The organism is Paractinoplanes aksuensis (assembly GCF_024137025.1).
In the GTDB taxonomy this organism is placed as follows: Bacteria; Actinomycetota; Actinomycetes; order Mycobacteriales; family Micromonosporaceae; genus Actinoplanes; species Actinoplanes aksuensis.
The window spans coordinates 71072-97445 of record NZ_JAMYJR010000035.1 but is presented as its reverse complement, the minus strand read 5'-3'; the positions used below and the strand labels follow the sequence as shown (position 1 = coordinate 97445).

Annotated in this window: 4 protein-coding genes; all 4 read left to right on the top strand. The window is 72.7% G+C overall.

The window, feature by feature from the left end:
- The 4 genes from M1L60_RS31905 to M1L60_RS31890 are packed head-to-tail and all read left to right on the top strand — an operon-like array spanning position 1 to position 26373.
- Positions 1–4155, top strand: a complete 4155-nt coding sequence (locus M1L60_RS31905; RefSeq protein WP_253241261.1) for a non-ribosomal peptide synthetase — start codon at positions 1–3, stop codon at positions 4153–4155.
- Entirely contained in the window at positions 4152–15044 is a 10893-nt protein-coding gene (locus M1L60_RS31900) for a non-ribosomal peptide synthetase (protein WP_253241260.1), read from the top strand. Before M1L60_RS31905 ends, M1L60_RS31900 begins: the two co-directional genes overlap by 4 nt.
- Positions 15041–26167 (top strand): non-ribosomal peptide synthetase, encoded by an 11127-nt coding sequence (locus M1L60_RS31895; RefSeq protein ID WP_253241259.1) that lies wholly within the window; start codon positions 15041–15043, stop codon positions 26165–26167. The genes M1L60_RS31900 and M1L60_RS31895 overlap by 4 nt, the downstream gene beginning before the upstream one ends.
- The gene (locus tag M1L60_RS31890; RefSeq protein WP_253241258.1) at positions 26164–26373 is read left to right on the top strand and encodes an MbtH family protein; all 210 of its coding nucleotides are present in this window, start codon (positions 26164–26166) and stop codon (positions 26371–26373) included. The genes M1L60_RS31895 and M1L60_RS31890 overlap by 4 nt, the downstream gene beginning before the upstream one ends.
- The last annotated feature ends 1 nt before the right edge of the window (position 26374 follow it).

Below are 26374 nucleotides of genomic sequence, written 5' to 3'. Positions count from 1 at the left end.
ATGCAGACCCTCGGCGTGAACCACACCAGCGGCGGCCCGTTGACCGTCGCCCCGGGCACCTTTCCCGACGTCTTCGCCGACGTCGTGCGGCGCGATCCCGACGCGGTGGCCGTGGTGTTCTCCGACATCGAGGTCAGCTACGCCGAGCTGGACGCGCGGGCCAACCGGCTGGCCCACGCCCTGCAGGCCCGCGGCGTGGGGCCGGACAAGGTGGTCGGTCTGGCCGTGCCGCGCTCGGTCGACATGATCGTGGCCGAGCTGGCCGTGATGAAGGCGGGCGGCGCCTATCTGCCGCTCGACCCGGCCGACCCGGCCGAGCGCCTCGCGTATCTGGTCGGCGACGCGAAACCGGTCTGTATCGTGACGACCCCCGAGCTGGAAGAACGGCTGCCCGCCGGCCCGCGGCTCCTGATCGGCGAGACCGCGGGCTTCCCGGAGACCGACCCGGCGCGGCCCGACCTGAAAGTGGAGAACGCGGCGTACGTCATCTACACCTCGGGGTCGACCGGCCGTCCCAAGGGCGTGCTGCTCACCCACACCGGCGTGGCCAAGCTGATGTCCACCGGCTACGAGCGGTTCGGGATGACGCCCGACATCCGGGTGCTGCACTTCGCCTCGCCCAGCTTCGACGTCGCGTTCTTCGACTTGTGCCTGGCCCTGCTCAGCGGCGGCCGCCTGATCATCGTGCCGACCGAGCGCCGGGTGGCCGGCACCGCTCTCACCGAGTACGCGATGAAGCACCGCGCCAACTTCATGATCCTGCCCCCGGCGCTGCTGGCCGCCCTGCCCGCCGAGTGCGAGCTGCCGCCGGGCATCCTGCTCGCGGGCACCGAGCGGGTCTCGCCCGAACTGGTCGCGCGCTGGGCCCACGGCCGGCGCATGTTCAACGCCTACGGCCCGACCGAGGCGACAGTCAACTCGACGCTGGGCGAGTGCGACCCGCAGCGGATCGAGGGCGGTTCCGTCCCGATCGGTATTCCCGACCCGGCGACCGAGGCGTACATCCTCGACGACGAGTTGCGCCCGGTCAGCACCGGTGAGCTGTATCTGGCCGGGCCCGGTCTGGCCCGCTGCTACGTCAACCGGCCCGACCTGACCGCCGAGCGGTTCCTGGCCGACCCGTTCGGACCGGCCGGCGGCCGCATGTACCGCACCGGCGACCTGGCCAGCCGGCGCGAGGACGGCCGCATCGACTTCCTGGGCCGGGTCGACGACCAGGTCAAGGTGCGCGGCTACCGGATCGAGCTCGGCGAGATCGAGTCGGTGCTGGCCCGCCACCCCGGCGTCGGCCAGGTCGCCGTCGTCGTCCGGGATCAGCGCCTGGCCGCGTACGTCGTCCCGGCCACCGACGCCGCGCCCGAGGAGCAGGCCGAGACCCAGGTCGCCGAGTGGAAGGAGCTGCACGAGCTGCTCTACCAGGCGGGCCGGGTCGAGCGCTTCGACGAGAACTTCACCGGCTGGAACTCCAGCTACGACGGCTCGCCGATCCCGCTCGGCGAGATGCGCGAGTGGCGCGACGGCACGGTCGCGCGCATCAAGGATCTGAACCCGCGGCGCATCCTCGAGATCGGCGTCGGCAGCGGCCTGCTGCTGTCCCGGCTCGCGCCCGATGTCGAGAGTTACTGGGGTCTGGACCTCTCCGAGGAGGCCATCGAGACCCTGCGCGGCGCGGTTACCGACCTGCCCGGCGTCGAGCTGCGCGCCCAGCCCGCGCACGACCTGAGCGGCGTGCCTGACGGCTATTTCGACACCGTGGTCATCAACTCGGTCGCGCAGTATTTCCCGAGCGCCGACTATCTGGCCGGGGTGCTGCACGAGGCTGCCACGAAGCTCGCGCCCGGCGGACGCGTGTTCGTCGGTGACGTACGCAATCTGCGGTTGCACCGCCGGTTGCTCGAGGGCATTCACGGGCCCGAGGGCGTCGAGGCGGCCGAGAAGGCAGAGAAGGAGCTGCTGCTCGACCCCGACTTCTTCCTGTCCCGGCCCGAGTTCCCCACGGCCGAGGTGCTGGTCAAACGCGGCCACTTCGACAATGAGCTCAGCCGTTTCCGGTACGACGTGACCCTGTCGACGGTGGCCGCCGCGCCTCCGCCGCCGGAACGCACCGGCGGTCTCGACCTGCTGGCCGAGCGCCCGCAGCGCCTGCGCGTGACCGGCCTGCCCCACCGGCGCGAGGACGTCGAGCGCTACCACGAACTGGCCGCCGAGCACGGTTACCAGGTGGCAGTCACCTACGACGGCTCGTCCGCGCAGGGCGACCTCGATGTCGTGTTCCAGCTCGACGGACGCCCCACCGCCGCCTACCGCCCCGGCGAGTTCCCGCACGCCAACACCCCGGCCGCGTTCGCCGACCCGGCCGCCCTGACCAAGGCGCTGCGCCTGCACGCCGAGTCGTGGCTGCCCGCCTACATGGTGCCCACGGGCTGGGTGCTGCTCGACGCGCTGCCCGTGCTGACCAGCGGCAAGCTCGACCGGGCGGCCCTGCCCGCGCCCGACTTCGCCGCCCTGGCCACCGGCACCGCCGCCCGCACCCCGCGCGAGCAGGTGCTGTGCGACCTGTTCGCCGACGTGCTGGGCGTGCCCGGCGTCGGCATCGACGACGACTTCTTCGCGCTCGGCGGCGACAGCATCGTCTCGATCCAGCTCGTGCTGCGGGGGCGGGCCGCGGGTCTGGTCTTCACCTCGCGGCTGGTGTTCGAGCACCGTACCCCGGCCGCCCTGGCCGAGGTCGCCACCGAGCTCGGCACCGCCCCGCGCGAGCGGCCCGACGACGGCGTGGGCGACATCCCGTTCACGCCGATCCTGCGCTGGCTCGACGAGACCGGCGGCGCGATCGAGGCGTTCAGCCAGTCGATCGTGCTCACCACCCCGGTCGACGCCACCGCGGACCGCCTGCGGTCGGTGCTGAACCTGCTGGCCGACCGGCACGACCTGCTGCGCTCGCGGTGGGTGCGCGACGAGCGGGTGCTGCGGGTCGCGCCACGCGGCGAGCACACCGACTGGTTGACGCAGGCTTCGCCGGGCGCGTCGATCGCGGACGAGGAGCAGGCTGCGGCCGGGCGGCTCGACCCGTTCGGCGGGGTCATGGCCCAGGCCGTGTGGTTCGAGACCGAACGGCAGCTGCTGCTCGTGCTGCATCACAGCATCGTGGACGGCGTGTCCTGGCGCGTGCTGCCGGCCGACCTGGAGACGGCCTGGTCGTCGGGGGCGTTGGAGCGTACGGGAACCTCGTTCCGCCGCTGGGCGCTCGACCTGCACGAAGCGGCCTCTTCCCGTCAGGCCGAGACCGCATTGTGGGAGGGCGTTCTCACCGGGCCCGATCCGGCGCTGTCCGCGCGCCCGTTGCGGCCGGTCGACGATCTGGTGTCGGTGACCCGCCATACCGTACGGCTGACGACCGCGACCACCGAGCCCGTGCTCACCACCGTCCCCGCCGCCTTCAACGCCGGCATCAACGACGTCCTGCTGACCGCCCTGACCCTGGCCGTGGCTTCGTGGCGCGGTGGCGACGAGTCCGCGGTGCTCATCGCCCTGGAGGGCCACGGCCGCGAGGAACAGGTGGTCCCGGGCTCCGACGTGAGCGCGACCCTGGGCTGGTTCACCACGGTCTTTCCCGTACGACTGAATCCCGGTGACATCGACCGGGCCGACGCGCTCGCGGGCGGGCCGGCCGCAGGCATCGCGCTCAAGCGGGTCAAGGAGCAGCTGCGGGCCATCCCCGACCACGGCATCGGCTACGGGATGCTGCGCTACCTCACCGGCTCGCTGGGGGACTTCGCGCCACCGCAGATCAGCTTCAACTACCTCGGCCGTTTCACGACGTCCGAAGGGGACTGGGCGCCCGTGGCCGGGCACGGCATCCTGGCCGGCGGCTTCGACCTCGGCATGCCGGTCGCCCCCTACACCCTCGAGATCAACGCGTACGTCCAGGACACCGCGGCCGGACCCGAGCTCGGTGTCACCTGGGCCTACCCGCGCGACCTGATCAGCGACGAGTCGGTCGCCCGCCTGGCCGCCGGCTGGTTCGCCGCGCTCGAGGCCCTCGTGACCCATGCCCGGGGTCCGGCCGCCGGTGGTCTCACCCCGTCCGACCTCACGCTCACGCTGAGCCAGGACGAGATCGACGAGTTCGAATCCGAATGGGAGCTTTCGTGACCGCGCCCACCGCGCTCGTCGACGTCCTGCCGCTCACCCCGCTGCAAGAGGGCCTGCTGTTCCACACGTCTCTGGCCGCCGACGGCCCGGACGTCTACACCGGACAGCTCACGCTCGACCTGCGCGGCCCGCTCGACGCCGAGCGGCTGCGCGCGGCCGGGCAGGCGCTGCTCGACCGGCGGCCCAACCTGCGGGTCGCCTTCCGCCGCCGCAAGAACGGCCAGGCCGCCGCGCTCGTGCCCCGCGCGCAGGCGCTGCCCTGGACTTCGTTGGAGTTGACCGAGGCCGAGCTGCCGGACTTCCTCGACGACGACCTGCGCCGCCGTTTCGACCCGGCCCAGGCCCCGCTGTTGCGGATGACGCTCGTCCGTCTGGGCCCGGACCGGCACCGGCTGGTCTTCACGCACCATCACCTGCTGCTCGACGGCTGGTCGGTGCCGCTCGTGCTGGACGAGCTGATCGCCCTCTACCGCGGCGACACGCTGCCCGAGCCGGTGGACTTCAAGAACTACCTGACCTGGACCGCGGCCCAGGACCGCCCGGCTGCCGAAGCGGCCTGGCGGGACGCCCTGGCCGGGCTCGACGGACCGACGCTGGTGGCCGGGCAGCCGCCGGTCCGCGCGGTGGTGCCGGACCGGATCCTGCGCGACCTGCCCGCGGCCCTGACCGCCCGCCTGGTCGCGCTCGGCCGGTCCCGCGGACTCACCCTGAACACCGTCGTGCAGGGCGCGTGGGGGATCGTGGCCGGCGCGCTGACCGGCCGCGACGACGTGGTGGTGGGCGCGACCGTGGCCGGGCGTCCGCCCGATCTGGCCGGCTCGGACACGATGATCGGCCTGTTCATCAACACCGTGCCGGTGCGGATCGGGCTCGACCCGGCCCGGCCCGCGGTCGACGCGCTGCGCCGGCTGCAGGACGGGCAGGCCCGGCTCATGGACCACCAGCACCTCGGGCTGGCCGAGATCCAGCGGCTGGCCGGGCACGGCGAGCTGTTCGACACGCTGACCGTGTTCGAGAACTATCCGCTCGGCGCCTCGCTGCCCGCCGCCGGTGAGCTGCGCGTGGCCGGGGCCGAGATCCGCGACTGTGCCCACTACCCGTTGACGCTGACGGCCCGGCCGGGCGAGCGGCTGCACCTCGACCTCGAGTACCGGGGCGACCTGTTCGACGCGTCGGCCGCGGGCACGCTGCTCGACCGGCTGACGACCGTGCTGACCGCGCTGTGCGACGCGCCGGACGCGCCCCTGGCCACGATCAGCGTGCTGTCCAAGGACGAGCGCGACACGATCCTCCGCGGCTGGAACGACACCGCGGCTCCGACCGCGGACACGACGATCAGCGGGGTGCTCCGGGAGCTGGCGGTGGGCACGCCCGATGCGGTCGCACTGGTCACCTCCGGCCGCTCATGGACGTTTGCCGAGCTTGAGGCCTGGGCCGCGGGGCTGGCCGGAATGCTGCGCGACCAAGGCGTAGGCCGGGGTGATCGCGTGGCCCTCGCTTTGCCGCGCGCGCTGACCGTGCCCGCCATCTTCGGGGTGCTGCGGGCCGGCGCCGCTTACCTGCCGCTCGACCCGGAACAGCCGGCCGAGCGGATCGCGAGGATGCTCGACGACGCCGCGCCGAGGCTGCTGCTGACCGCGGGCGGCGACCCCGTGCCGGGCTGGTCCGGGGACCGCCTCGTGCTGGACGCCGACATGTCGGCGGGCCGGTCGGCCGTTCGAGGTCAGGGGCTCTCTGAGGCCGGGACCGGAGCGCCTGCTGTTGCCGGGGCTGATGAGTCCGACGGCTTTGCTGGAGGCCGGTCCGCGGGTGCGCTGGTCGGCGCCGAGACGGCGGGGCCGGACGACCCCGCGTACGTGATCTTCACGTCGGGGTCCACCGGGCGGCCGAAGGGTGTCGTCGTGCCGCACCGGGGGATCGTGAACCTGCTGGGCGGGCACCGCACCCGGCTCATGGCCGGTCCTCGGCGCGCAGTCGCGCACACCACGTCGTTCACCTTCGACGCGTCGTGGGAGCCGATCCTCTGGATGCTGGCCGGTCACACCGTGCACGTGCTGGACGCGAAGGTCTATCGGGACGCGGTGGCCACCGTCGAGCACCTGCGCGACAACCGCATCGACGTGCTCGACGTGACCCCGACCTACCTGCGTGAGCTGGTCACGGCCGGGGTGCTCGACGTCGGGCTGAGCGTGCTCGTGGTCGGCGGTGAGGCGATCGATCCTCAGCTGTGGGCCCAGGTGTGCGCGGTTCCCGGGCTGAGCTGCCATGACCTGTACGGGCCGACCGAAGCGTCGATGGATGCCTACGGCTGGGACGGGCCCGCGCGTACGCCGTATCGGCTGGCGAATGTGCGGACCTACCTGCTCGACGCCGCACTGAGGCCGGTGCCGCCGGGGGCGCTGGGCGAACTCTACGTGGCGGGGGAGGGATTGGCGCACGGGTACCTCAACCGCGCCGCGCTGACCGCCGAGCGTTTCGTGGCCGACCCGTTCGGGCCCGCGGGCGCGCGGATGTATCGTACGGGCGACCTGGCCCGGTGGAGCGTTTCCGGCACGCTGGAGTTCGCCGGCCGAGCCGACGGCCAGGTCAAGGTGCGCGGCTTCCGGATCGAGCTGGGCGAGATCGAGGCCGCGCTGGGCGGCCGGTCGGCCGTGGTCGTGCGCGACGGCCGTCTCGTGGCCTACACCGTGGGTACGCCCAAGGATGTGCGCGGCGTCCTGCCGGAGTACATGGTTCCGGCGGCGTTCGTCGAGGTAGACGCGTTGCCCCGGACCGTGGCCGGGAAGCTCGACGTGGCCGCCCTGCCCGACCCCGACTTCTCCGTCCTGAGCGGCGGCCGCGCGGCCCGCAACACCCGTGAGCAGCAGCTGTGCGACCTGTTCGCCGAGGTGCTGGGCCTGCCCACGGTCGGCATCGACGACAACTTCTTCGCCCTGGGCGGGCACTCGCTGCTGGTCATGCGGCTCGCGGGCCGCGTGCGGGCGGTGCTGGGCGTCGACCTGCCGGTCCGAGCGGTGTTCGACACCCCGACGGTGGCGGGGCTGGCCCCGACCCTGGTCAGTTCCAAGCGGGCGCCGCTGGTGCGACAGGAACGGCCGTCCCGTATCCCGCTTTCCTACGCGCAGCAACGCTTGTGGTTCCTCTACAAGCTCGAAGGCCCGAACCCGACCTACAACATCCCGGTCGCCTGGCGGCTGCGCGGCGCCCTCGACCGCGACGCCCTGGCCGCCGCCATCGGCGACGTCATCACCCGCCACGAGACGCTACGTACCGTCTTCGCCGAGGACGACGAGGGCGCTTACCAGCGGATACTGCCCCCGCCGGGCCTGATGCTCCCGAGCACCGACACCGCTCCTGACGAGACTAACCGTTTCGGCTCGGCGCAACCGGGCGCCTCTGACGAGACGAACCGTTTCGGCTCGGCGCTGCCAGGTGCTCCTGACGAGACGAACCGTTTCGTCTCGGCGCAAGCGGGCGCCTCTGACGTGACGAACCGTTTCGGCTCGGCGCAAGCGGGCGCCTCTGACGAGACGAACCGTTTCGGCTCGGCACCGACGTCCACTGCTGGCGAGACGGAACGTTTCGTCTCGGGAGACGGGGGCGAGCAGGGGCCGGTGACGCTTCCGGTGGAGGAGATCGGCGAAGAAGAGCTGGCCGGGCGGCTGGCGGCGATCGGCGAGTACGGGTTCCGGCTCGACGAGGAGCCGCCGTTGCGGGCGCGGCTGTTCCGGCTCGGGCCCGAGGAGCACGTGCTTCTGCTGCTCATGCACCACATCGCGGGCGACGAGTGGTCGGACGTGCCGCTGCGCCGCGACCTGGTCGCCGCCTACACGGCGCGCTGCGCGGGCTACCCGCCGGCGCAGGAGCCGCTGCCGGTGCAGTACGGCGATTTCGCGCTGTGGCAAAGGGATCTGGTGCTCGACGACCAGGTCGAGGGGTGGCGCGAGGCGCTCGCCGGGTTGCCCGAGGAGCTGGAGCTGCCGGCCGATCGGGCCCGCCCGGCCGAGGCCAGCTATCACGGTGACGTGGTCGGCTTCGACCTGCCGGCCGATGTGACCGCCCAGTTGCGGGCCCTGGCCCGATCGACCGGCACGTCGATGTTCATGGTCGTGCAGGCCGCGGTGGCGGTTCTGCTCACCAAACTCGGGGCGGGCACGGACATCCCGCTCGGCTCGCCGGTCGCGGGGCGGCCCGACCAGGCCGTGGACGATCTCGTCGGCTTCTTCGTGAACACGCTCGTGCTACGCACCGATACGTCGGGCAACCCGTCGTTCCAGGAGCTGCTCAGGCGCGTACGGGAAACTGATCTTGCTGCCTTCGACCGGCAGGACGTGCCGTTCGAGCACCTGGTCGAGGCGCTCAACCCGCAACGCTCGCTGGGGCGGCATCCGCTGTTCCAGACCATGGTGTCGTACCTGGGGGAGGCCGACCGGGCCTGGCACCTCGGGCGGCTGCGGGTCGAGACCGAGCACGTCCGGCAGCAGGTCGCCATGTTCGATCTGTCGTTCGACTTCTTCGAGACGCGGGACGGGGTGCGGGGCGAGCTCGAGTACGCCACCGACCGCTGGGATCGCGACACGGCCGAGGTGCTGGTGGCGCGGCTGCAGCGGGTGCTGGCGGCCGACCCGGCGTTGCCGCTCAGCCGGATCGACGTGCTCGACCAGGCCGAGCGGGCCCGGCTGCTCGCGTTCCCCGCGGAGGCGGCCGCGCCCAGGTCCATCGTGGACCTTTTCGCGACTCAGGCGGAATCCACGCCGCACGCCACCGCCTTGGTCTCGGGCGGCCGCTCCTGGACGTTCGCCGAGCTCGACGACTGGACGTCGCGGTTGGCCGGGGCGCTGGCCGCGCACGGCATCGGGCCGGGCCGCCTGGTCGCGCTGGCCACCGCGCGGCCGTACACCGTGCCCGCGCTGCTCGGCGTGCTCAAGTCGGGCGCCGCCTATCTGCCGCTCGACTCGTACCAGCCGGCGGCCCGGATCGGGGCCATGCTCAACGACGCCCGTCCGGCCCTGCTGGTGACGACGGCCGGCGCCGACCTGCCGTGGAGCGGGCCCCGGGTCGTGGTCGGCGCGACCGCCCCGGCCGCCGAACCGTTGCCGCCGCGCCGGATCGACCCGCTCGACCCCGCGTACGTCATCTACACCTCGGGCTCGACCGGCCGGCCCAAGGGTGTGGTGGTGCCGCATCAGGGCATCGCCAATCTGTTCGCCAGCCACCGTCGTACGCTCATGCCGGGACCCAAGCGGCGGGTCGCGCATGTCGCGTCGTTCACGTTCGACGGGTCCTGGGAGCCGCTGATCTGGCTGCTCGACGGGCACGCGTTGCACGTGCTGGACGACGACGAGTACCGCGACGCGGGCGCGCTCGTGCCGCGGCTGCGCGAGCAGAACGTCGACGTGCTCGACGTGACGCCGACCTACCTGCGCGAGCTGATCCCGGCCGGGGTGCTCGACGTGGGCCTGGCCGTGCTGCTGGTCGGCGGCGAGGCGATCGATCCGCAGCTGTGGGCCCGAATTTCCGCCGTACGAGGTCTGGCCGTCCACGATCTGTACGGGCCGACCGAGGCGTCGGTCGACGCCTACGGCTGGCACGGCCCCTCCCGTACGCCGTATCAGCTCGACAACGTCCGGACCTACCTGCTCGACGGGGCGTTGCAGCCGGTGCCGCCGGGCGTTCTCGGCGAGCTCTACGTAGCCGGGGACGGCCTCGCTCAGGGTTATCTGAACCGGCCCGCGCTGACGGCGGAACGCTTCGTGGCCGATCCCTACGGTCCCGGGCGGATGTACCGCACGGGCGACCTGGCTCGCTGGAACCGGGACGGCGTCCTGGAGTTCGCGGGCCGGGTCGACGGCCAGGTCAAGGTGCGGGGCTTCCGCATCGAGCTGGGGGAGATCGAAGCTGCGCTGGGTGGTCAGGCCGCGGTGATCGTGCGTGACGGCCGGTTGGTCGCCTACACCGTGGGTGAGCCGCGCGACGTCCGCGGGGTCTTGCCGGACTACATGGTTCCGGCGGCATTCGTCCAAGTCGAAACCCTTCCCCGTACGGTGGCCGGCAAGCTCGACACGGCCGCCCTGCCCGATCCCGACTTCTCGGCGTTGTCGACCGGGCGGGCGGCGCGCACCACCCGCGAGCAGCAGTTGTGCGACCTGTTCGCCGAGGTGCTGGGCCTGCCGACGGTTAGCATCGACGACGACTTCTTCGCCCTCGGTGGCCACTCGCTGCTGGTCATGCGCCTCGCCGGACGCGTCCGGGCGGTGCTGGGCGTCGACCTGCCGGTGCGCGCCGTGTTCGACACCCCGACCGTGGCCGCGCTGCTGCCCAAGCTGACCGGCTCGACCCGGGCGCCCCTGGTGCGTCGCGACCGACCGGCTCGGGTGCCGCTCTCGTTCGCCCAGCAGCGGCTGTGGTTCCTCTACAAGCTCGAGGGCCCGAACCCGACCTACAACATCCCGATCGCCTGGCGCCTGCGCGGCCACCTCGACCGGGACGCGCTGACCGCGGCCGTGCACGACGTGGCCACCCGCCACGAGACGCTACGTACCGTCTTCCCCGAGGTCGACGGCACGCCTTACCAGCACCTGCTCGATGTCGAAGCGGTGCCGGTGACGTTCCACGACGGCCCGTTCGACGACACCGCGGCCGAGCACGCGTTCGAACTCGACCGTGAAGCGCCCCTGCGCGTCGACGTCTTCGCCGACGCGCCCGGCGAGCATGTGCTGCTTTTGCTGTTGCATCACGTGGCGGGCGACGAGTGGTCCGAGGAACCGCTGAGAACCGAACTGACCCTGGCGTACGAGGCCCGTCGCGCCGGCCGGCCGCCGGAGTTCCCGCCACTACCCGTCCACTACGCCGATTTCGCGCTGTGGCAACGGGATCTGGTGCTGGACGCCCAGGTCGAGGGCTGGCGCGCTGCCCTCACCGGGCTGCCCGAACAGCTGGAGCTGCCGTACGACCGCCCGCGCCCGGCCGAGGCCAGCCACCAGGGCGAAGTGGTCGAGTTCGCCGTCCCCGACGCGGTTTCCGAGCGACTGCGGGCCCTCTCCCGCGCCACCGGCACCAGCCTGTTCATGGTCGTGCAGGCGGCCGTGGCCACACTGCTGACCAAGCTGGGCGCGGGCACCGACATCCCGCTCGGCTCGCCGGTCGCCGGCCGCCCCGACACCGCCGTCGACAACCTGGTCGGCTTCTTCGTCAACACGCTGGTGCTACGCACCGACACCTCGGGCGACCCGACATTCCGCGACCTGCTGGCCCGGGTCCGCGAGACCGACCTGGCCGCGTTCGACCGCCAGGACGTACCGTTCGAGCACCTGGTCGAGGCGCTCAACCCGCAACGCTCGCTGGCCCGGCACCCCCTGTTCCAGACGATGGTGTCCTACCTGCCCGGCACCAGCGACACGTGGCAACTGGCCGACCTCGACGGACACCCCGAACCGGTAGGCCACCGCGCAGCCATGTTCGACCTGTCCTTCGACTTCACCGACACCCCCACCGGCGGCATCGAGGGCACCCTGGAATTCACCACCGACCTGTTCGACCCGGAGACGGCCCGCACCTTCGTAGACCGTCTGCAGCGGATCCTGGCCGCCGACCCGGCGCTACCCCTAAGCCGCATCGACGTACTGAACCCAGAGGAACGGTCCCGCTTCTTCCCAGCTCCGATGGCAGGCCCGACGACGGTCGCGGCGGGAGGGGTTTCGACCGCAGGCCCGCTCCCGGCGGTGGACCCGGTGGGAGTGGCTTCAGGTGCAGGTTCGATCCCGACGGTGGGCGCGGTGGGGGCAGCTTCAGTTGCGGGCTCGTTCCCGACGACGGGCGTGGTGGGAGCGTTCTCCGCGACGATCGTGGACGTCTGGCGCGAGCAGGCCGGCCGGGACGGACGCGCCCTGGTGGCGGGCGGGCGCGAATGGACGTTCGCCGAGCTGGACGACTGGTCCGACCGCTTCGCCGCCGTCCTGGCCGGGCGGGGGATCGGCCGGGGCGACCTGGTCGCGCTGGCCACACCACGCCCGCTGACGGTGCCCGCCATCCTGGCCGTGCTGAAGACCGGCGCCGCCTACCTCCCCGTCGACGACGTCCACCAGCCCATCGAGCGCATCGCCGCGATGTTCGCCGACGCCCGTCCCGCCCTGGTGCTGACCACGAGCGACCGCGCCCTACCGGCAACGGCCGACAACGACGCCTCCTCACCGCCCACGAAACGAACCGTTTCGTCTCGTGGCGGGGTGGGTGGGCCGCAGCGGCTGTTGCTGGACGATCCTGCGCTGTTCGATGGGCCTGTTGCGAGCCCGGCCGGGCCGCGGGCGGACGATCCGGCGTACGTCATCTACACCTCCGGATCGACCGGGCGGCCGAAGGGCGTTGTGGTGCCGCATCGCGGTCTCGCCAACCTGCTGGCGACCCACCGCGAGCGGTTTGTTCAAGGGCGCGACCGCAATGTCGCCCATGTCGCGTCGTTCACGTTCGACGGGTCGTGGGAGCCGTTGATCTGGATGTTTGCTGGGCACACGCTGCATGTGCTGGATGACGACGAGTACCGGGACGACGCGGCTTTGGTTGGCTACGTCCGGGAGCACAGCGTCGACGTGCTCGACGTGACGCCGACTTATCTGCGGCAGCTTGTTCCCGCGGGCGTTCTCGAGGCGGGACTGCGCACGCTGCTGGTCGGTGGCGAGGCGATCGATCCGCAACTGTGGGCGCAGATTTCCGCCGTTCCCGGTCTGGACTGTTATGACCTGTACGGGCCGACCGAGGCGTCGGTCGACGCGTACGGATGGCACGGGCCGGAGCGGGCGGCCTACCAGCTGTCCAACGTGCGCACTTACCTTCTCGATGCCTCATTGCAGCCGGTGCCGCCCGGCGTGCTGGGTGAGCTCTACGTAGCCGGCGAAGGGCTCGCGCACGGCTACCTCAACCGGGCCGCCCTGACCGCGGAACGGTTCGTGGCCGACCCGTACGGTCCGGGCCGGATGTATCGCACCGGGGACCTCGCCCGCTGGAACAAGGCCGGCGCCCTGGAATTCGCCGGGCGGGCCGACGGCCAGGTCAAGGTGCGTGGCTTCCGGATCGAGCTGGGCGAGATCGAGGCCGCCCTGGGTGGTCAGGCCGCGGTGATCGTCCGTGACGGCCGGTTGGTGGCCTACACCGTGGGCGAGCCCCGCGACGTGAGCGGTGTGTTGCCCGACTACATGGTTCCGGCGGCCTTCGTCCAGGTCGAGGCGCTGCCGCGGACGGTGGCGGGCAAGCTCGACGTGGCCGCCCTGCCCGACCCGGACTTCTCGGCGCTGAGCCGGGGCCGGGAGGCGCGGGACGACCGCGAGCAGGTGCTGTGCGACCTGTTCGCCGAAGTGCTCGGGCTGCCCCGGGTCGGCGCCGACGACGACTTCTTCGCGCTGGGCGGGGACAGCATCGTCTCGATCCAGCTCGTCAGCCGGGCCCGCGCGGCCGGGCTGGCCATCAGCCCGCGTGACGTGTTCCGCCACAAGACGCCGGAGGGGCTGGCCCGCGAGGTCACTGTCGAACCGGTCGTTGTCGAGGAGCCGCGCGAGGCGTGGGGGAGCGCGCCGCTGACCCCGGTCATGCGCTGGTTGTTCGAAGTGGACGGTCCGATTCGCGGCTACAGCCAGTCGATGCTGCTGCGGGCGCCCGACGGGCTCACCGCCGCGCGGCTGACCGAGGTCTTGCAGGCGGTCGTCGACCGGCACGACATCCTGCGGGCCCGGATCACCGCCGATGGCCTCGACATCCCCGAGCCGGGCGCGCCGGTCGACGTCGTGACCGAATTGGCGTACGACGAAAGCGCTCTTCCGGTTATTGCCGCAGCCGCCCGGGATCGGCTGGATCCGGCCGCCGGTGTGCTGCTGCAAGCGGTGCTATTGCATCCGGGGCACGTGCTGCTCGTCGTGCATCACCTCGCGGTCGACGGTGTTTCGTGGCGCATCCTGCTGCCCGACCTGGAAGCGGCCTGGGCCGGAAAGCCGCTGGAGCGCGGCGGCACCTCGTTCCGCCGCTGGGCTCGCGAACTCGACCGGCTGGCCGGCGATCCGCGGACCACGGCCCAGATCCCGTACTGGAAAGAAGTTCTGGACTCTCCGGGGACAGCGTTCACCGAGCGCCCGCTGGACCCGGCGCGCGACACGGTCGGCACCAGCGAGGAGTTCGCGCTCGTGCTGCCGCCCGAGGAGACCGCGCCGCTGCTGACCAGCGTGCCGGTGGCCTTCCACGCAGGCGTCAACGACGTGCTGCTGACCGGGCTAGCCCTCGCCCTGCGCGACTGGAACGGCGGCGGGCTCATCATGCTCGAGGTTCACGGCCGCGAGGAACACCTGGTCGCCGGGGCGGACCTGTCGCGCACGGCCGGTTGGTTCACCACCGAATTTCCCGTACGGCTGGACCTCGGCGCCGAGAATGCCGGGGACGCGCTCAAGACCGTCAAGGAGCGGCTGCGCGCGGTCCCGGACAACGGGCTCGGCTTCGGGCTGCTGCGGCTGTCCGGCGTACGGGAAATGATCGGATTCAACTATCTCGGGCGCTTCGCCGCCGGGGACGCCGGGGACCAGCCCTGGCAGCCGGCCGGAGAGGGCTGGGGCGGTGGCGCCGACGACGCGATGCCGGCCGACCATCCGCTCGAGATCAACGCCACCGCCGAGGACCACGCCGACGGTCCCCGGCTCACCGCGACCTTCACCTGGCCGCGGGGCCTGCTCAGCGGCGAGCGGGTGCACGATCTGGCCGACCGCTGGCGGGCCGCGCTGCGGCTGCTGGCGGCCGATCAGGACGCGGGCGGGCACACCCCGTCCGACCTCGACCTGGTCTCGCTCAGCCAGGACGACATCGACAGTTTCGAGGCCGAGTTCGCCGATCTCGACGCCGAGTGGGAGACGCAGTGACCGTCAAGAAGTCCGGGCTCGAGGACGTTTTGCCGCTGACGCCGCTCCAGGAGGGCCTGCTGTTCCACGCCCTCTTCGACGCCGACGCGCCCGACGTCTACACCGTCTCGATGACGCTGGAGCTGACCGGCCCGCTCGACCCCGCGCGCCTGCGCGACGCCGGGCAGGCGCTGCTGGACCGGCACGCCAACCTGCGCGCGGGCTTCCGCCGCACCGCCAAAGGAACCACGGTGGCGGCGATCCCCACGCGGGCGCGTCTGCCGTGGACGGCGCTCGACGCGTCCTCGGTCGCCGAGGCCGAGCGTCTGGTCGACGAGGACCGGCAGCGCCGCTTCGATATGGCCCGGCCGCCCCTGCTGCGCATGATGCTCGTGCGCCTCGGCCCGGACCAGCACCGGCTCACCATCGCCCACCACCACATCCTGCTCGACGGCTGGTCGGCGCCGATCCTGGTCAGGGAACTGCTCGACCTGTACGCCCGGCCGGGCTCGCTGCCCCCGGCCACGCCCTACAAGGCATACCTGGCCTGGCTCTCCAAATGGGACAAGAAAGCAGCCGCCGAGGCGTGGCAGCAGGCTCTGTACGGCCTGGACGAGCCAACCCGCCTCGCCCCGGCCGCGCGGGACGAAACGTCTCGTCTCGGCGAGGCAGGCGGGGCGGGCGAGGCCGGCGCCGGGCCCGCGCCGGTGGGGCCCGCCGGGGTGGCGACCGCGCTCGACGAAGACCTCAGCGCCCGCCTCACCGGACTGGCCCGCGCGCACGGTCTCACCCTCAACACGCTTGTCCAGGCGGCCTGGGGTCTCCTGGTGTCCCGCACGACCGGGCGCGACGACGTCGTCTTCGGCGCCACCGTCTCGGGCCGGCCGCCGCAACTGCCGGGCGTCGAGTCGATGATCGGGCTGTTCATCAACACCGTTCCCGTACGGGTTCGGCTGCGTGCCGACGAGGCCGTGCGCGACCTGCTCACCCGTCTGCAGGACGAGCAGGCCGCCCTCATCGAGCATCAGTACCTCGGGCTGGCCGACATCCAGCGCCTCGCCGGCCATGGCGAGCTGTTCGACACCCTGACTGTCTTCGAGAGCTACCCGGCCGACGACGGCGACCCGGTTCCCGGGCTGAGCGTCACCCAGATCGACGACCAGGACGCCACCCACTACCCGCTCGTCCTGATCGCCGAGCCCGGCGACCGGATCGGCCTCGAGATCCGCTACCGCGCCGACGTCGTGCCCTCCGAGCGGGCCGAGGAGATGCTGGCCCGCCTGACCCGCGTCCTCGGAGCCTTCGCCGCCGACCCGGCCACACCGGTCGGCCGGATCAGCCTGCTGGCCGAAGCCGAACGCGCGACCGTGCTCGGCGAGTGGGCCGGCAGCGTCGAGGGCATCCCGCTCACCACTTTCCCGCAGCGGTTCGCCGAGATGGCTGCCAAGTTCCCCGGCAATACGGCCGTCGTGCTCGGCGACGAGCAGGTCAGCTACGCCGAACTGGACGCGCGTTCGGCCCGGCTGGCGTCGGCGCTGGCCGCGCGGGGCGTGGGCCCGGGCGATGTCGTGGCGATCGCGCTGCCCCGTTCGACCGACCTCGTCACCGCGCTGGTCGGCGTGCTGCGCTCGGGCGCGGCCTATCTCGCGCTCGACCTCGACTACCCGGCCGACCGGCTCGCCTACATGATCGAGGACGCGCGGCCGGCCTGTGTGGTGACCCGATCCGAGGTGCCGGGCGGGCTGCCGGTGGTCGACGTGGCCTCCGACGGCGACGCGATCCCGCGCGAACCGAGTCTGCTCGACGCGGCGTACGTCATCTACACCTCGGGCTCGACCGGCAAGCCCAAGGGCGTCGTGGTTACCCACGAGGGAGCCTCCAAGCTGCTCGCCACCCAGCAGCGGCGGCTCGGCCTCGACGAGACGACGCGGAGCACGCTGTTCGCGTCGCCCAGCTTCGACGTCGCGTACTGGGAACTGTGCTGGGCCCTGCTCTCCGGCGGCACGCTGATCGTGGTGCCGTCCGAGCTGCGGGCGCCCGGCGCGCCCCTCGTCGACTACCTGACCAAGCAGGAGGTCACCCAGGTCGCGCTGCCGCCGGCGGTGCTGGGCGCGTTGCCGCCCGGGGTGGAGCTGCCGACCGGCATCACGCTGATGGTCGGCACCGAGGAGGTCCCGGCCCGGCTGGTCGAGCGGTTCGCGGCCGGGCGGCGCATGTTCAACTGCTACGGGCCGACCGAGACCAGCGTCAACGCCACGCTCTACCAGCTGCCCACGGTGGTCACCGGCAGCGTGCCGATCGGTTTCCCGGACCCCGGCCAGACGGCGTACGTGCTCGACAGCGGCCTCAACCCGGTGCCGCCGGGGACGGTCGGCGAGTTGTACCTGGGCGGGCTCGGCCTGGCCCGCGGTTACCTCAACCGGCCCGAGCTGACCTCGGAGCGCTTCGTGGCTGATCCGTTCGGCCGTCCGGGCCGCCGGATGTACCGCACGGGCGACCTGGTCCGCTGGAACTCGGCCGGGGCCCTCGAGTTTGTCGGACGGTCCGACCATCAGGTGAAAATCCGCGGGTTCCGGGTCGAGCTGGGCGAGATCGAGGCCGTCGTGGCCGCGCGGCCCGGCGTGCGGCAGGCCGCCGTGGTGCTGCGCACCGACAACGGGGTCAAGCGCATCGTGGCGTACGTGGTGGGCCGCGACGACCTGCGGGCCGAGGTGGCCGCCGTGCTGCCCGACCACATGGTGCCCTCGGCGTTCGTGCAGCTCGACGCGTTGCCGGTGTCGGTCAACGGCAAGCTCGACCAGAAGGCCCTGCCCGCGCCCGAATTCGGGGCCGGCGCCGGTGGCCGCCGGCCGCGCACCCCGCGCGAGAAGCTGCTGTGCGACGTGTTCGCCGACGTGCTCGGCGTCCCGGCGCTCGGCATCGACGACGACTTCTTCGCCCTCGGCGGCGACAGCATCATGTCGATGCAGCTCGTCGGCCGGGCCCGCGCGGCCGGCCTGGTGCTGACCCCGCGCCAGGTGTTCCAGCAGCGCACCCCGGCCCGGCTGGTCGCCGTCGCCGGCACGGTATCGGGCGCCGACGCCGTGCCGGCCGCCCTGTCGCTGATCACGCTGACCGACGCCGACCGGCGAGAACTGGCCGCGCTGGCCGGTGACGTGCGCGAGGTGCTGCCGCTGTCCCCCCTGCAGAGCGGCCTGCTGTTCCACACCCTGCTCGACGACACCGGCCCCGACGTCTACACCGTCCGCATGGTGCTGAACCTGTCCGGCCCGATCGACGCCCTCCGCCTGCGTGCGGCCGCCCAGTCCCTCCTCAACCGCCACGGCAACCTGGCCGCCTCCTTCCACCACCTCTCGTCCGGTACGGCGGTCAGCGTCGTCCCCACGTCGGCCGCCCTCACCTGGACGGAAGCCGACGTGACAGTGGCGCCGCCCGACGGATCGACCATCGCGCCAGAGGCCGACCCCTCTGTCGGCGCCGCCCCTGGCCGGACGCCCCGTGCCGCGCCCGATACCCCGGATATTTCCGTGGGTGCTGGCCTCTCTATGGACGCTGATCGTTCCGAGGGCGTTGACCCGTTTGTGAGCGCTGCACGTTCCGAGGGCGTTGGCCCGTTTGTGAGCGCTGCACGGTCCGAGGGCGTTGACCCGTCTGCTAGCGCTGATCGGTTCGAGAGCGTCGGTCGCCTTGACGAGGCCGCCTGGGAGCGGTTGCTGGCCGAGCAAGGGAGGCGGTTCGATCCGGCGGTGGGACCGCTCGTGCGGTTCGCGCTGGCCCGCACGGGGCCCGCCGAGCACCGGCTCGTCATCACGTTGCACCACCTGTTGCTGGACGGGTGGTCGCGCGGGCCGCTGATGGCCGAGCTGTCGGCCCTCTACCGCTCGGCCGAGGCCCCGTCGGCGATCCGGCCCTACCGCGACTACCTGGCCTGGCTGACCGGGCAGGACCGCCGCGTCGCCGAACAGGCCTGGGCGTCCGCGCTGCAGGGCCTGACCGAGCCGACCCGCGTCGCGCCGGGGGAGGGCCAGCGGGCCGCGCTGACCCCCGCGGTCGTCGAAGCGACCTTGAACGAGGAGCGGACGGCGGCCCTGACCGCGCTGGCCCGCTCACGCGGACTAACCCTGAACACGGTCGTGCAGGCCGCTTGGGCGCTGCTGCTGGCCCGCCTGACCGGCCGCGACGACGTGGTTTTCGGCGCGACGGTCTCCGGCCGCCCCGCGCAGCTGCCCGGCGTCGAGGACATGATCGGCCTGTTCATCAACACCGTTCCCGTGCGGGTCCGGCTGCGCCCCGACGAGCCCGTGAGCACGCTGCTCGCCCGCCTCCAGGACGAGCAGTCCGCCCTGATGGAACACCAGTACCTGAGCCTGACCGACATCCAGCGCGCCGCGGGCGGCGGCGAACTGTTCGACACGCTGCTGGTCTTCGAGAACTACCCCGACAACGAGGACGCGGGCGACGACGGCGGCCTGCCCATCACCGGCACCGACGGTCACGACGCCACCCACTACCCGCTGACACTGATCGCCGAGCCCGGTGACACTCTGCGCCTGGCCGTCGAATACCGCCCGGATCTGTTCGAGGCCGCTCACGCCACCCGCCTGGCCGACGCCTTGCGAAACATCGTCGACGCCCTCACGAGCGGTCTGGACGCACCCGTCGGCCGGATCGGCCTGCTCCCGTCCCTGCCCGCCGGGGGCGAAGGTGTGGTGGTGCCCGGCGCGAGCGTGCTGTCCGGCCGCGACCGGGCTCAGGGAGATGCCCCGATCGGCGGTTCGTTCCGAAGCGCCGGCCCGGACCTGAGCACCGGCACCCTACCCGAGCTGCTCACGGCGCAGGCGGCCGCGACCCCGGACGCCACTGCGGTGATCGGCCCGGACGGGGAGGAACTGACCTACCGCGAGTTGGACGAACGCTCGGACCGGCTGGCCCGGGTGCTGGCCGCGGCGGGCGCGGGCCCGGAGACGGTGGTGGCGATCGCCCTACCGCGTTCGGTCGACCTGGTCGTGGCGATCCACGCCGTCGAGAAGGCCGGCGCCGCCTACCTGCCGCTCGACCTCGACCACCCCCGCGCCCGCCTCGACGCCATGCTCGCCGACGCCCAGCCGGTCGCCGTGATCGCCACCGACTCCACCCTCTTCCCCGGTGCGCTCATCACGCCCTCAGCCTTGAGCGACACGACGCCAGAACTGAGCGATGCGCTCACCGTGCCGATCACGCTGGTCGGGCCGCGCAATCCGGCCTACGTCATCTACACCTCGGGGTCGACCGGGAAGCCCAAGGGCGTGGCCGTCGAGCACGCCGGCATCGTCAACCGGTTGCGGTGGATGCAGCACGAGTACGGGCTGACCGCTGGCGACCGCGTGCTGCAGAAGACGCCGGCCGGGTTCGACGTGTCGGTGTGGGAATTCTTCTGGCCACTCATTACCGGCGCCGCCCTGGTCGTGGCCAAGCCGGACGGGCACCGCGACCCGGCCTACCTGGCCGAGCTCATCCAGCGCGAGTCTGTCACCACCGTCCACTTCGTGCCGTCGATGCTGGCCGCCTTCCTGGCCGAGCCGGCCGCCGCCGGGTGCACCTCGCTGCGCCGGGTCATCTGCAGCGGCGAGGCCCTGCCGACAGCCCTGGCCGAGCGCTTCCGCGAGCTGCTGCCGCAGGCCGAGCTGCACAACCTCTACGGCCCCACCGAAGCCTCGATCGACGTCACCTCCTGGCCCGCCGCGCGCGGCACCGGCCACGGCACCGTGCCCATCGGCGGCCCGGTCTGGAACACCCGGGTCAGCGTGCTCGACGCCTTTCTGCGGCCCGTTCCCGCCGAGGTGCCCGGCGAGCTCTACCTCTCCGGCGTCCAGCTGGCCCGCGGCTATCGGAACCGCCCCGACCTCACCGCCGACCGTTTCGTGGCCGACCCGTTCGGCGCCCCCGGCGAGCGCATGTACCGCACCGGCGACCAGGTTCGCTGGCTCGAGCCGGGCGTGCTCGAGTTCCTGGGCCGTGGCGACGGTCAGGTCAAGATCCGCGGGCTGCGCGTCGAGCTGGGCGAGATCGAGGCCGCCCTCACGGCCCAGCCCGGCGTCGACACCGCCGTCGTCCTGCTGCGCGAGGACCGCCCCGGTGTTGCGCATCTGGTGGCGTACCTAATCGGCAGTGACCCCGTCGATGAGGAGTCCTTGCGCCGGGTTTTGCCTGATCACATGGTGCCGACCGCGTTCGTGCGGCTCGACGCGCTGCCGGTCTCGGTCAACGGCAAGCTCGACCGGGCCGCGCTGCCCGCTCCCGACTTCGCCGCCGCCTCGACCGGGACGGCCGCGCGCAATCCGCGCGAACAACTGTTGAGCGAATTGTTCGCCCAGGTGCTCGGGGTGCCGTCGGTCGGGGTCGACGACGACTTCTTCCGGCTCGGTGGCGACAGCATCGTCTCGATCCAGCTGGCCGGGCGGGCCCGCGCGGCCGGGCTGTCGCTCACGTTGCGGCAGATCTTCCAATTGCGTACGCCCGCAGCCCTCGCCGCCGCGGCCGGAGCGGCCTTCACCGCGGAGTCCGGTGGCGGCGCCCTCGTCGAGCTGACCGACGCCGAGACGGCCGAGATCGCGGCTCTGGGTCTCGACGTGGCCGAAGTGCTGCCGTTGTCGCCGCTGCAAGCGGGCCTCTTGTTCCACGCCGCGTTCGACGACGGCGGGCTCGACCTCTACACCGTGCAGATGGTGTTCGACCTGCCCGCGACCGTCGATCCGGCCCGGCTGCGGTCGGCCGCGCAGGCCCTGCTGCAGCGGCACGCCAACCTGCGCGCTTCGTTCCACCAGCTGGGCTCCGGCCGCCCGGTGGCCGTTGTCGCCCGTGGCGCGGTGCTGCCGTGGGCCGAGGTCGACCTGACCGCCGACGACGGCGACGAGGCCTGGCAGCAGTGCCTGGCCGAGGAGGGCCGCCGCTTCGACCCGGCCGTCGCGCCGCTGCTGCGCATGTTGCTCGCCCGCACCCGCGGGGGTTACCGCCTGGTGCTCACCCACCAGCACATGCTGCTCGACGGCTGGTCGCGCGGCCCGCTCATGGACCAGCTGGCCGCCCTCTACGCGGGCCCTGGCGACGCCGAACCCGTGCCCTACCGCGACTTCCTGGCCTGGCTGGGCGGGCAGAACCGCACCGCGGCCGAGGACGCCTGGCGCACCGCTCTGGAGGGTGTGGCCGACGCGACCCGCCTCGCCCCGGCCGACCCGCAGCGCGAACCGATCGTTCCTTCATTGATCGAGCACGAACTGCCGCTCGAAGTGAGCGCATCGCTCACCGCCCTGGCCCGTTCGCGCGGCCTCACACTGAACACGCTCGTGCAGACGGCCTGGAGCATCGTGCTCGGGCGACTCACCGGGCGGGACGACGTCGTGTTCGGGGCGACCGTTTCGGGCCGGCCCGCACAACTGCCCGGCGTCGAGCAGATGATCGGGCTGTTCATCAACACCGTTCCCGTACGGGTCCGGATCGACCCCGCCGAGCCGGCGCAAGCGCTGCTCGACCGCGTCCAGAACGAGCAGTCCGCTCTGCTCGACCACCAGTACCTGGGCCTGGCCGACATCCAGCGGCTGGCCGGCGTGGGCGAGCTGTTCGACACGCTGCTGATCGTCGAGAACTATCCGGACCGCGCCGAGGACGGCCCCGACACGCTGCTGAGCGCGGCCGAGGCCGGTGGCCGTGACGCCACCCACTACCCGCTGACCTGGGTCGTCGACCCGGGCGAGCAGCTACGGGTCGGCCTCGAGCATCGGGCCGACCTGTTCCCGGCCCCGGTCGCGACCCGGCTCGTGGCCGCCGTGACCGCGGTCCTGACCGCCTTCGCCATCGACCCGTCGCGCCCGGTGGGCCGGCTCGACCTGGTGGTGGACGAGGACCGCACCGGCGGGAACCCGTCGTCACCCGGTCGCCCCAGCGAACGCAAGAACGCGCAGGCCGCCGAGCGGAGTGCGGCAAACGCGCAAGTGGCTGAGCGACCTTCCACGGACGCGCAGCTCGAGCAGGGCGACCCGACGATTGCCCAGATCTTCGAGCGGCAGGCGGCCGATTCGCCCGACGAGCTCGCGGTCGTGTGCGGCGACGTGCGCTGGACCTTCGCCGAGCTGAACGTCCGGGCCAACAAGCTGGCCCGGCTGCTGGTGGCCCGGGGCGCCGGTCCCGAGGACGTGGTCGCCCTGGTGCTGCCGCGCACGGCCGACGCGATCACGGCGATCCTGGCCGTGCTCAAGAGCGGCGCGGCCTACCTGCCCATCGACCCCGCGTACCCGGAGGCCCGGCGCGCGGCGATGATCGAGGACGCCCGGCCGTTGCTGGTCGTCGGGTCCGGCGGCCTGCGGGTGGACGACGCCGCCGTGCTCGCCCAGCCCGGCCACAACCTGGGCGACGACGAGCGCGTCCGGCCGGCCCGGGCCCAGCACCCGGCGTACGTCATCTACACCTCGGGCTCGACCGGGCGCCCCAAGGGCGTGGTGGTGACCCACCGCAACCTGGTCAACCTGTTCCGCAGCCACCGCGACCAGCTGCACCGTCCGGCGCAGGCCCGCACCGGCCGCCGCCACCTGCGGGTCGGGCACGCGTGGTCGTTCGCCTTCGACGCGTCCTGGCAGCCCCAGCTGTGGCTGCTCGACGGGCACGCCCTGCACATCGTGACCGAGCAGACCCAGCGCGACCCCGAGCTGCTGGCCCGGCAGATCCGCGACGAGGGCATCGACTTCATCGAGCTCACCCCGTCCCACTTCGCCCAGGTGGCCGACGCCGGGCTGATCCGTGACGGCCGCTGCCCGCTGGCCGTGGTCGGGGTCGGCGGCGAGGCCATCCCGCCCGCGCTGTGGGCCCGGCTGGGCAGCCTGCCCGGCACCGACGCGTTCAACCTGTACGGGCCGACCGAGGCCACGGTGGACGCGTTGTCGGCCCGCATCGCCGACGCCCCGGCCCCGGTGATCGGCCGGGCCGTGGCCGGGGCCCGGGCCTACGTGCTCGACAACGCGCTGCGGCCGGTGCCGACCGGCATCGCGGGCGAGCTCTACGTGGCCGGCGAAGGACTGGCCCGCGGCTACCTGGGGCGGGCCGGGCAGACGGCCGAGCGGTTCGTCCCCGACCCGTACGGCCCTTCCGGCAGCCGCATGTACCGCACCGGCGACCTCGTGCGCTGGACCGAGCAGGGCCAGGTCGAGTACCTGGGCCGGGTCGACGAGCAGGTGAAGATCCGCGGCTACCGGGTCGAGCTGGGCGAGATCGAGTCGGTGCTCGCCGCGCAGCCCGGGGTGGCCGAGGCCGTCGTGCTGGCCCGGACCGACCGGCCCGGGGTGCACCTGCTGGCCGGGTACGTCGTCGCGCCGGAGGACTTCGACCTGGACGCGTTGCGGGCCTCGGTCGCGAACGAGCTGCCCGACTACATGGTGCCGTCGGCCCTGATCCGGCTGGACCGGCTGCCCACCCTGGCCAACGGCAAGATCAACCGGGCCGCCCTGCCCGCGCCCTCGTTCGCCGCGGCGGGGGAGGGGCGCGCGCCCGAGACCGACCGGGAACGGATTCTGGGCGAGGTCGTCGCGACCGCGCTGGGGCTGCCCGCGGTCGACGCCGAGACGGACTTCTTCCTGCTCGGCGGGGACAGCATCGTGGCCATGCGGCTGGTCGGGCTGGCCCGCGCGGCGGGGCTGCGGCTGACCCCGCGGCAGATCTTCGCCGAGCGTACGGTCGAACGCCTGGCCCTGGTGGCCACGGCCGCGGTGCCGGCCGAGGACCGGGCGGGCGACGGCGTGGGCCGCTTCCCGCTGACGCCGGTGATGCGGTGGCTCAGCGAGGTCGACGGGCCGACGGCGGGCTTCAACCAGTCGGCGGTCGTCCAGGTGCCCGCCAACCTCGGCTGGGAGCCGCTGCTGACCGCGTTGCAGGCCCTGGCCGACAAGCACGACATGCTGCGCGCCCGCTTCTCCCGGCGGGCCGGCGGCGACGATGCGGCCGACGGGACCGCTGGCTGGACCGTCGAGGTGCCCCCGCCGGGCTCGTCACGGGCCACCGAGTGGACGACCCGCATCGACGTCACCGGCCGCAACATGTGGGAAGCCGTGGCCGAGCAGGCGAAGATCGCCCAGGCCGAACTCGACATGATCCGGGTGGTCTGGCTGGACGCCGGACCGTCCGCGCCGGGCCGGTTGCTGCTGCTGATTCACCACCTGGCCGTCGACGGCGTCTCGTGGCGGGTGCTGCTGCCCGAACTCGGCGCCTTCTGGCGCGATGCGGCAGCCGGGCGCACCCCCGACATCACCCCGACGGCGACCTCGTTCCGCCGCTGGGCGACCGGCCTGGCGGCCCAGGCCGTCGACCCGGCCCGGGTGGCCGAGCTGCCGATGTGGACCGAGATCGTGGGCAAGGGCCAGCCCCTGCCCGTACGCCGGCCGCTGGATCCCACCGTCGACGTCGCGTCGACATTGCTCGACGTCTCGTTGGCGCTGCCCGTCGACGTGACCGAGGCCCTGCTGACCCGGGTGCCGGCGGCGCTCGGGGCGACCATCAACGACGTGCTGCTGGGCGCGCTCGGGGTGGCCGTCACCCGTTGGCGCGGTGGCGACGCCGTCCTGGTCGCCCTGGAAGGACACGGCCGCGAGGAGCACCTGGTGGCCGGGGCCGACCTGTCCGGTACGGTGGGCTGGTTCACCAACATCTTCCCGGTGTGCCTGGACACGGCCGGCATCGACGTCGAGGCCGGGGGCGCCGCCGTCGCCGAGGCGGTCGGGCGCGTACGCAAGCATTTGGCCTCTCTGCCCGACAACGGCATGGGGTACGGGCTGCTGCGGTACCTCAACCCGTCGACCGGCCCGGAACTCGCGGCCCTGCCGCATCCGCCGATCCAGTTCAACTACATGGGCCGGTTCGACTTTCCCGAGGCCGCCGACTGGGAGTACGCCCCCGAGGCCGAGGCGGCCGAGAACGGCGCCGACGACGCCATGCCCGAGACGTACGAGCTGGTCGTCAACGCCCAGACCGAGGACCGCGCCGGCGGCCCCCAACTCACTGCCACCTGGGCCTGGCCGTCGGCCGTGCTGACCGAGGATTCGGTCGGCCGCCTGGCCCGCGGCTGGTTCGACGCATTGCAGGCGCTGGCGATCCACGTCAGCGACAACCACGAGGAGAACCGATGAGCACCAACCCGTTCGACAACGCCGAGGGCACGTTCCTGGTGCTGGTCAACGACGAGAACCAGCACAGCCTGTGGCCGGCCTTCGCCGAGGTGCCGGCGGGCTGGCGTACGGCGTTCGGCCCGGCCCCGCGCCCGGAGTGCGTCGACTACGTCAACACCAACTGGACCGACATGCGGCCGCAGAGCCTGATCGACGCCGACCGCTGAC

Excerpts from the sequence above, each read along its gene's own strand:
- M1L60_RS31905 (WP_253241261.1), top strand. The coding sequence starts at position 1 with ATGCAGACCCTCGGCGTGAACCACACCAGCGGCGGCCCGTTGACCGTC.
- M1L60_RS31890 (WP_253241258.1), top strand. The coding sequence starts at position 26,164 with ATGAGCACCAACCCGTTCGACAACGCCGAGGGCACGTTCCTGGTGCTG.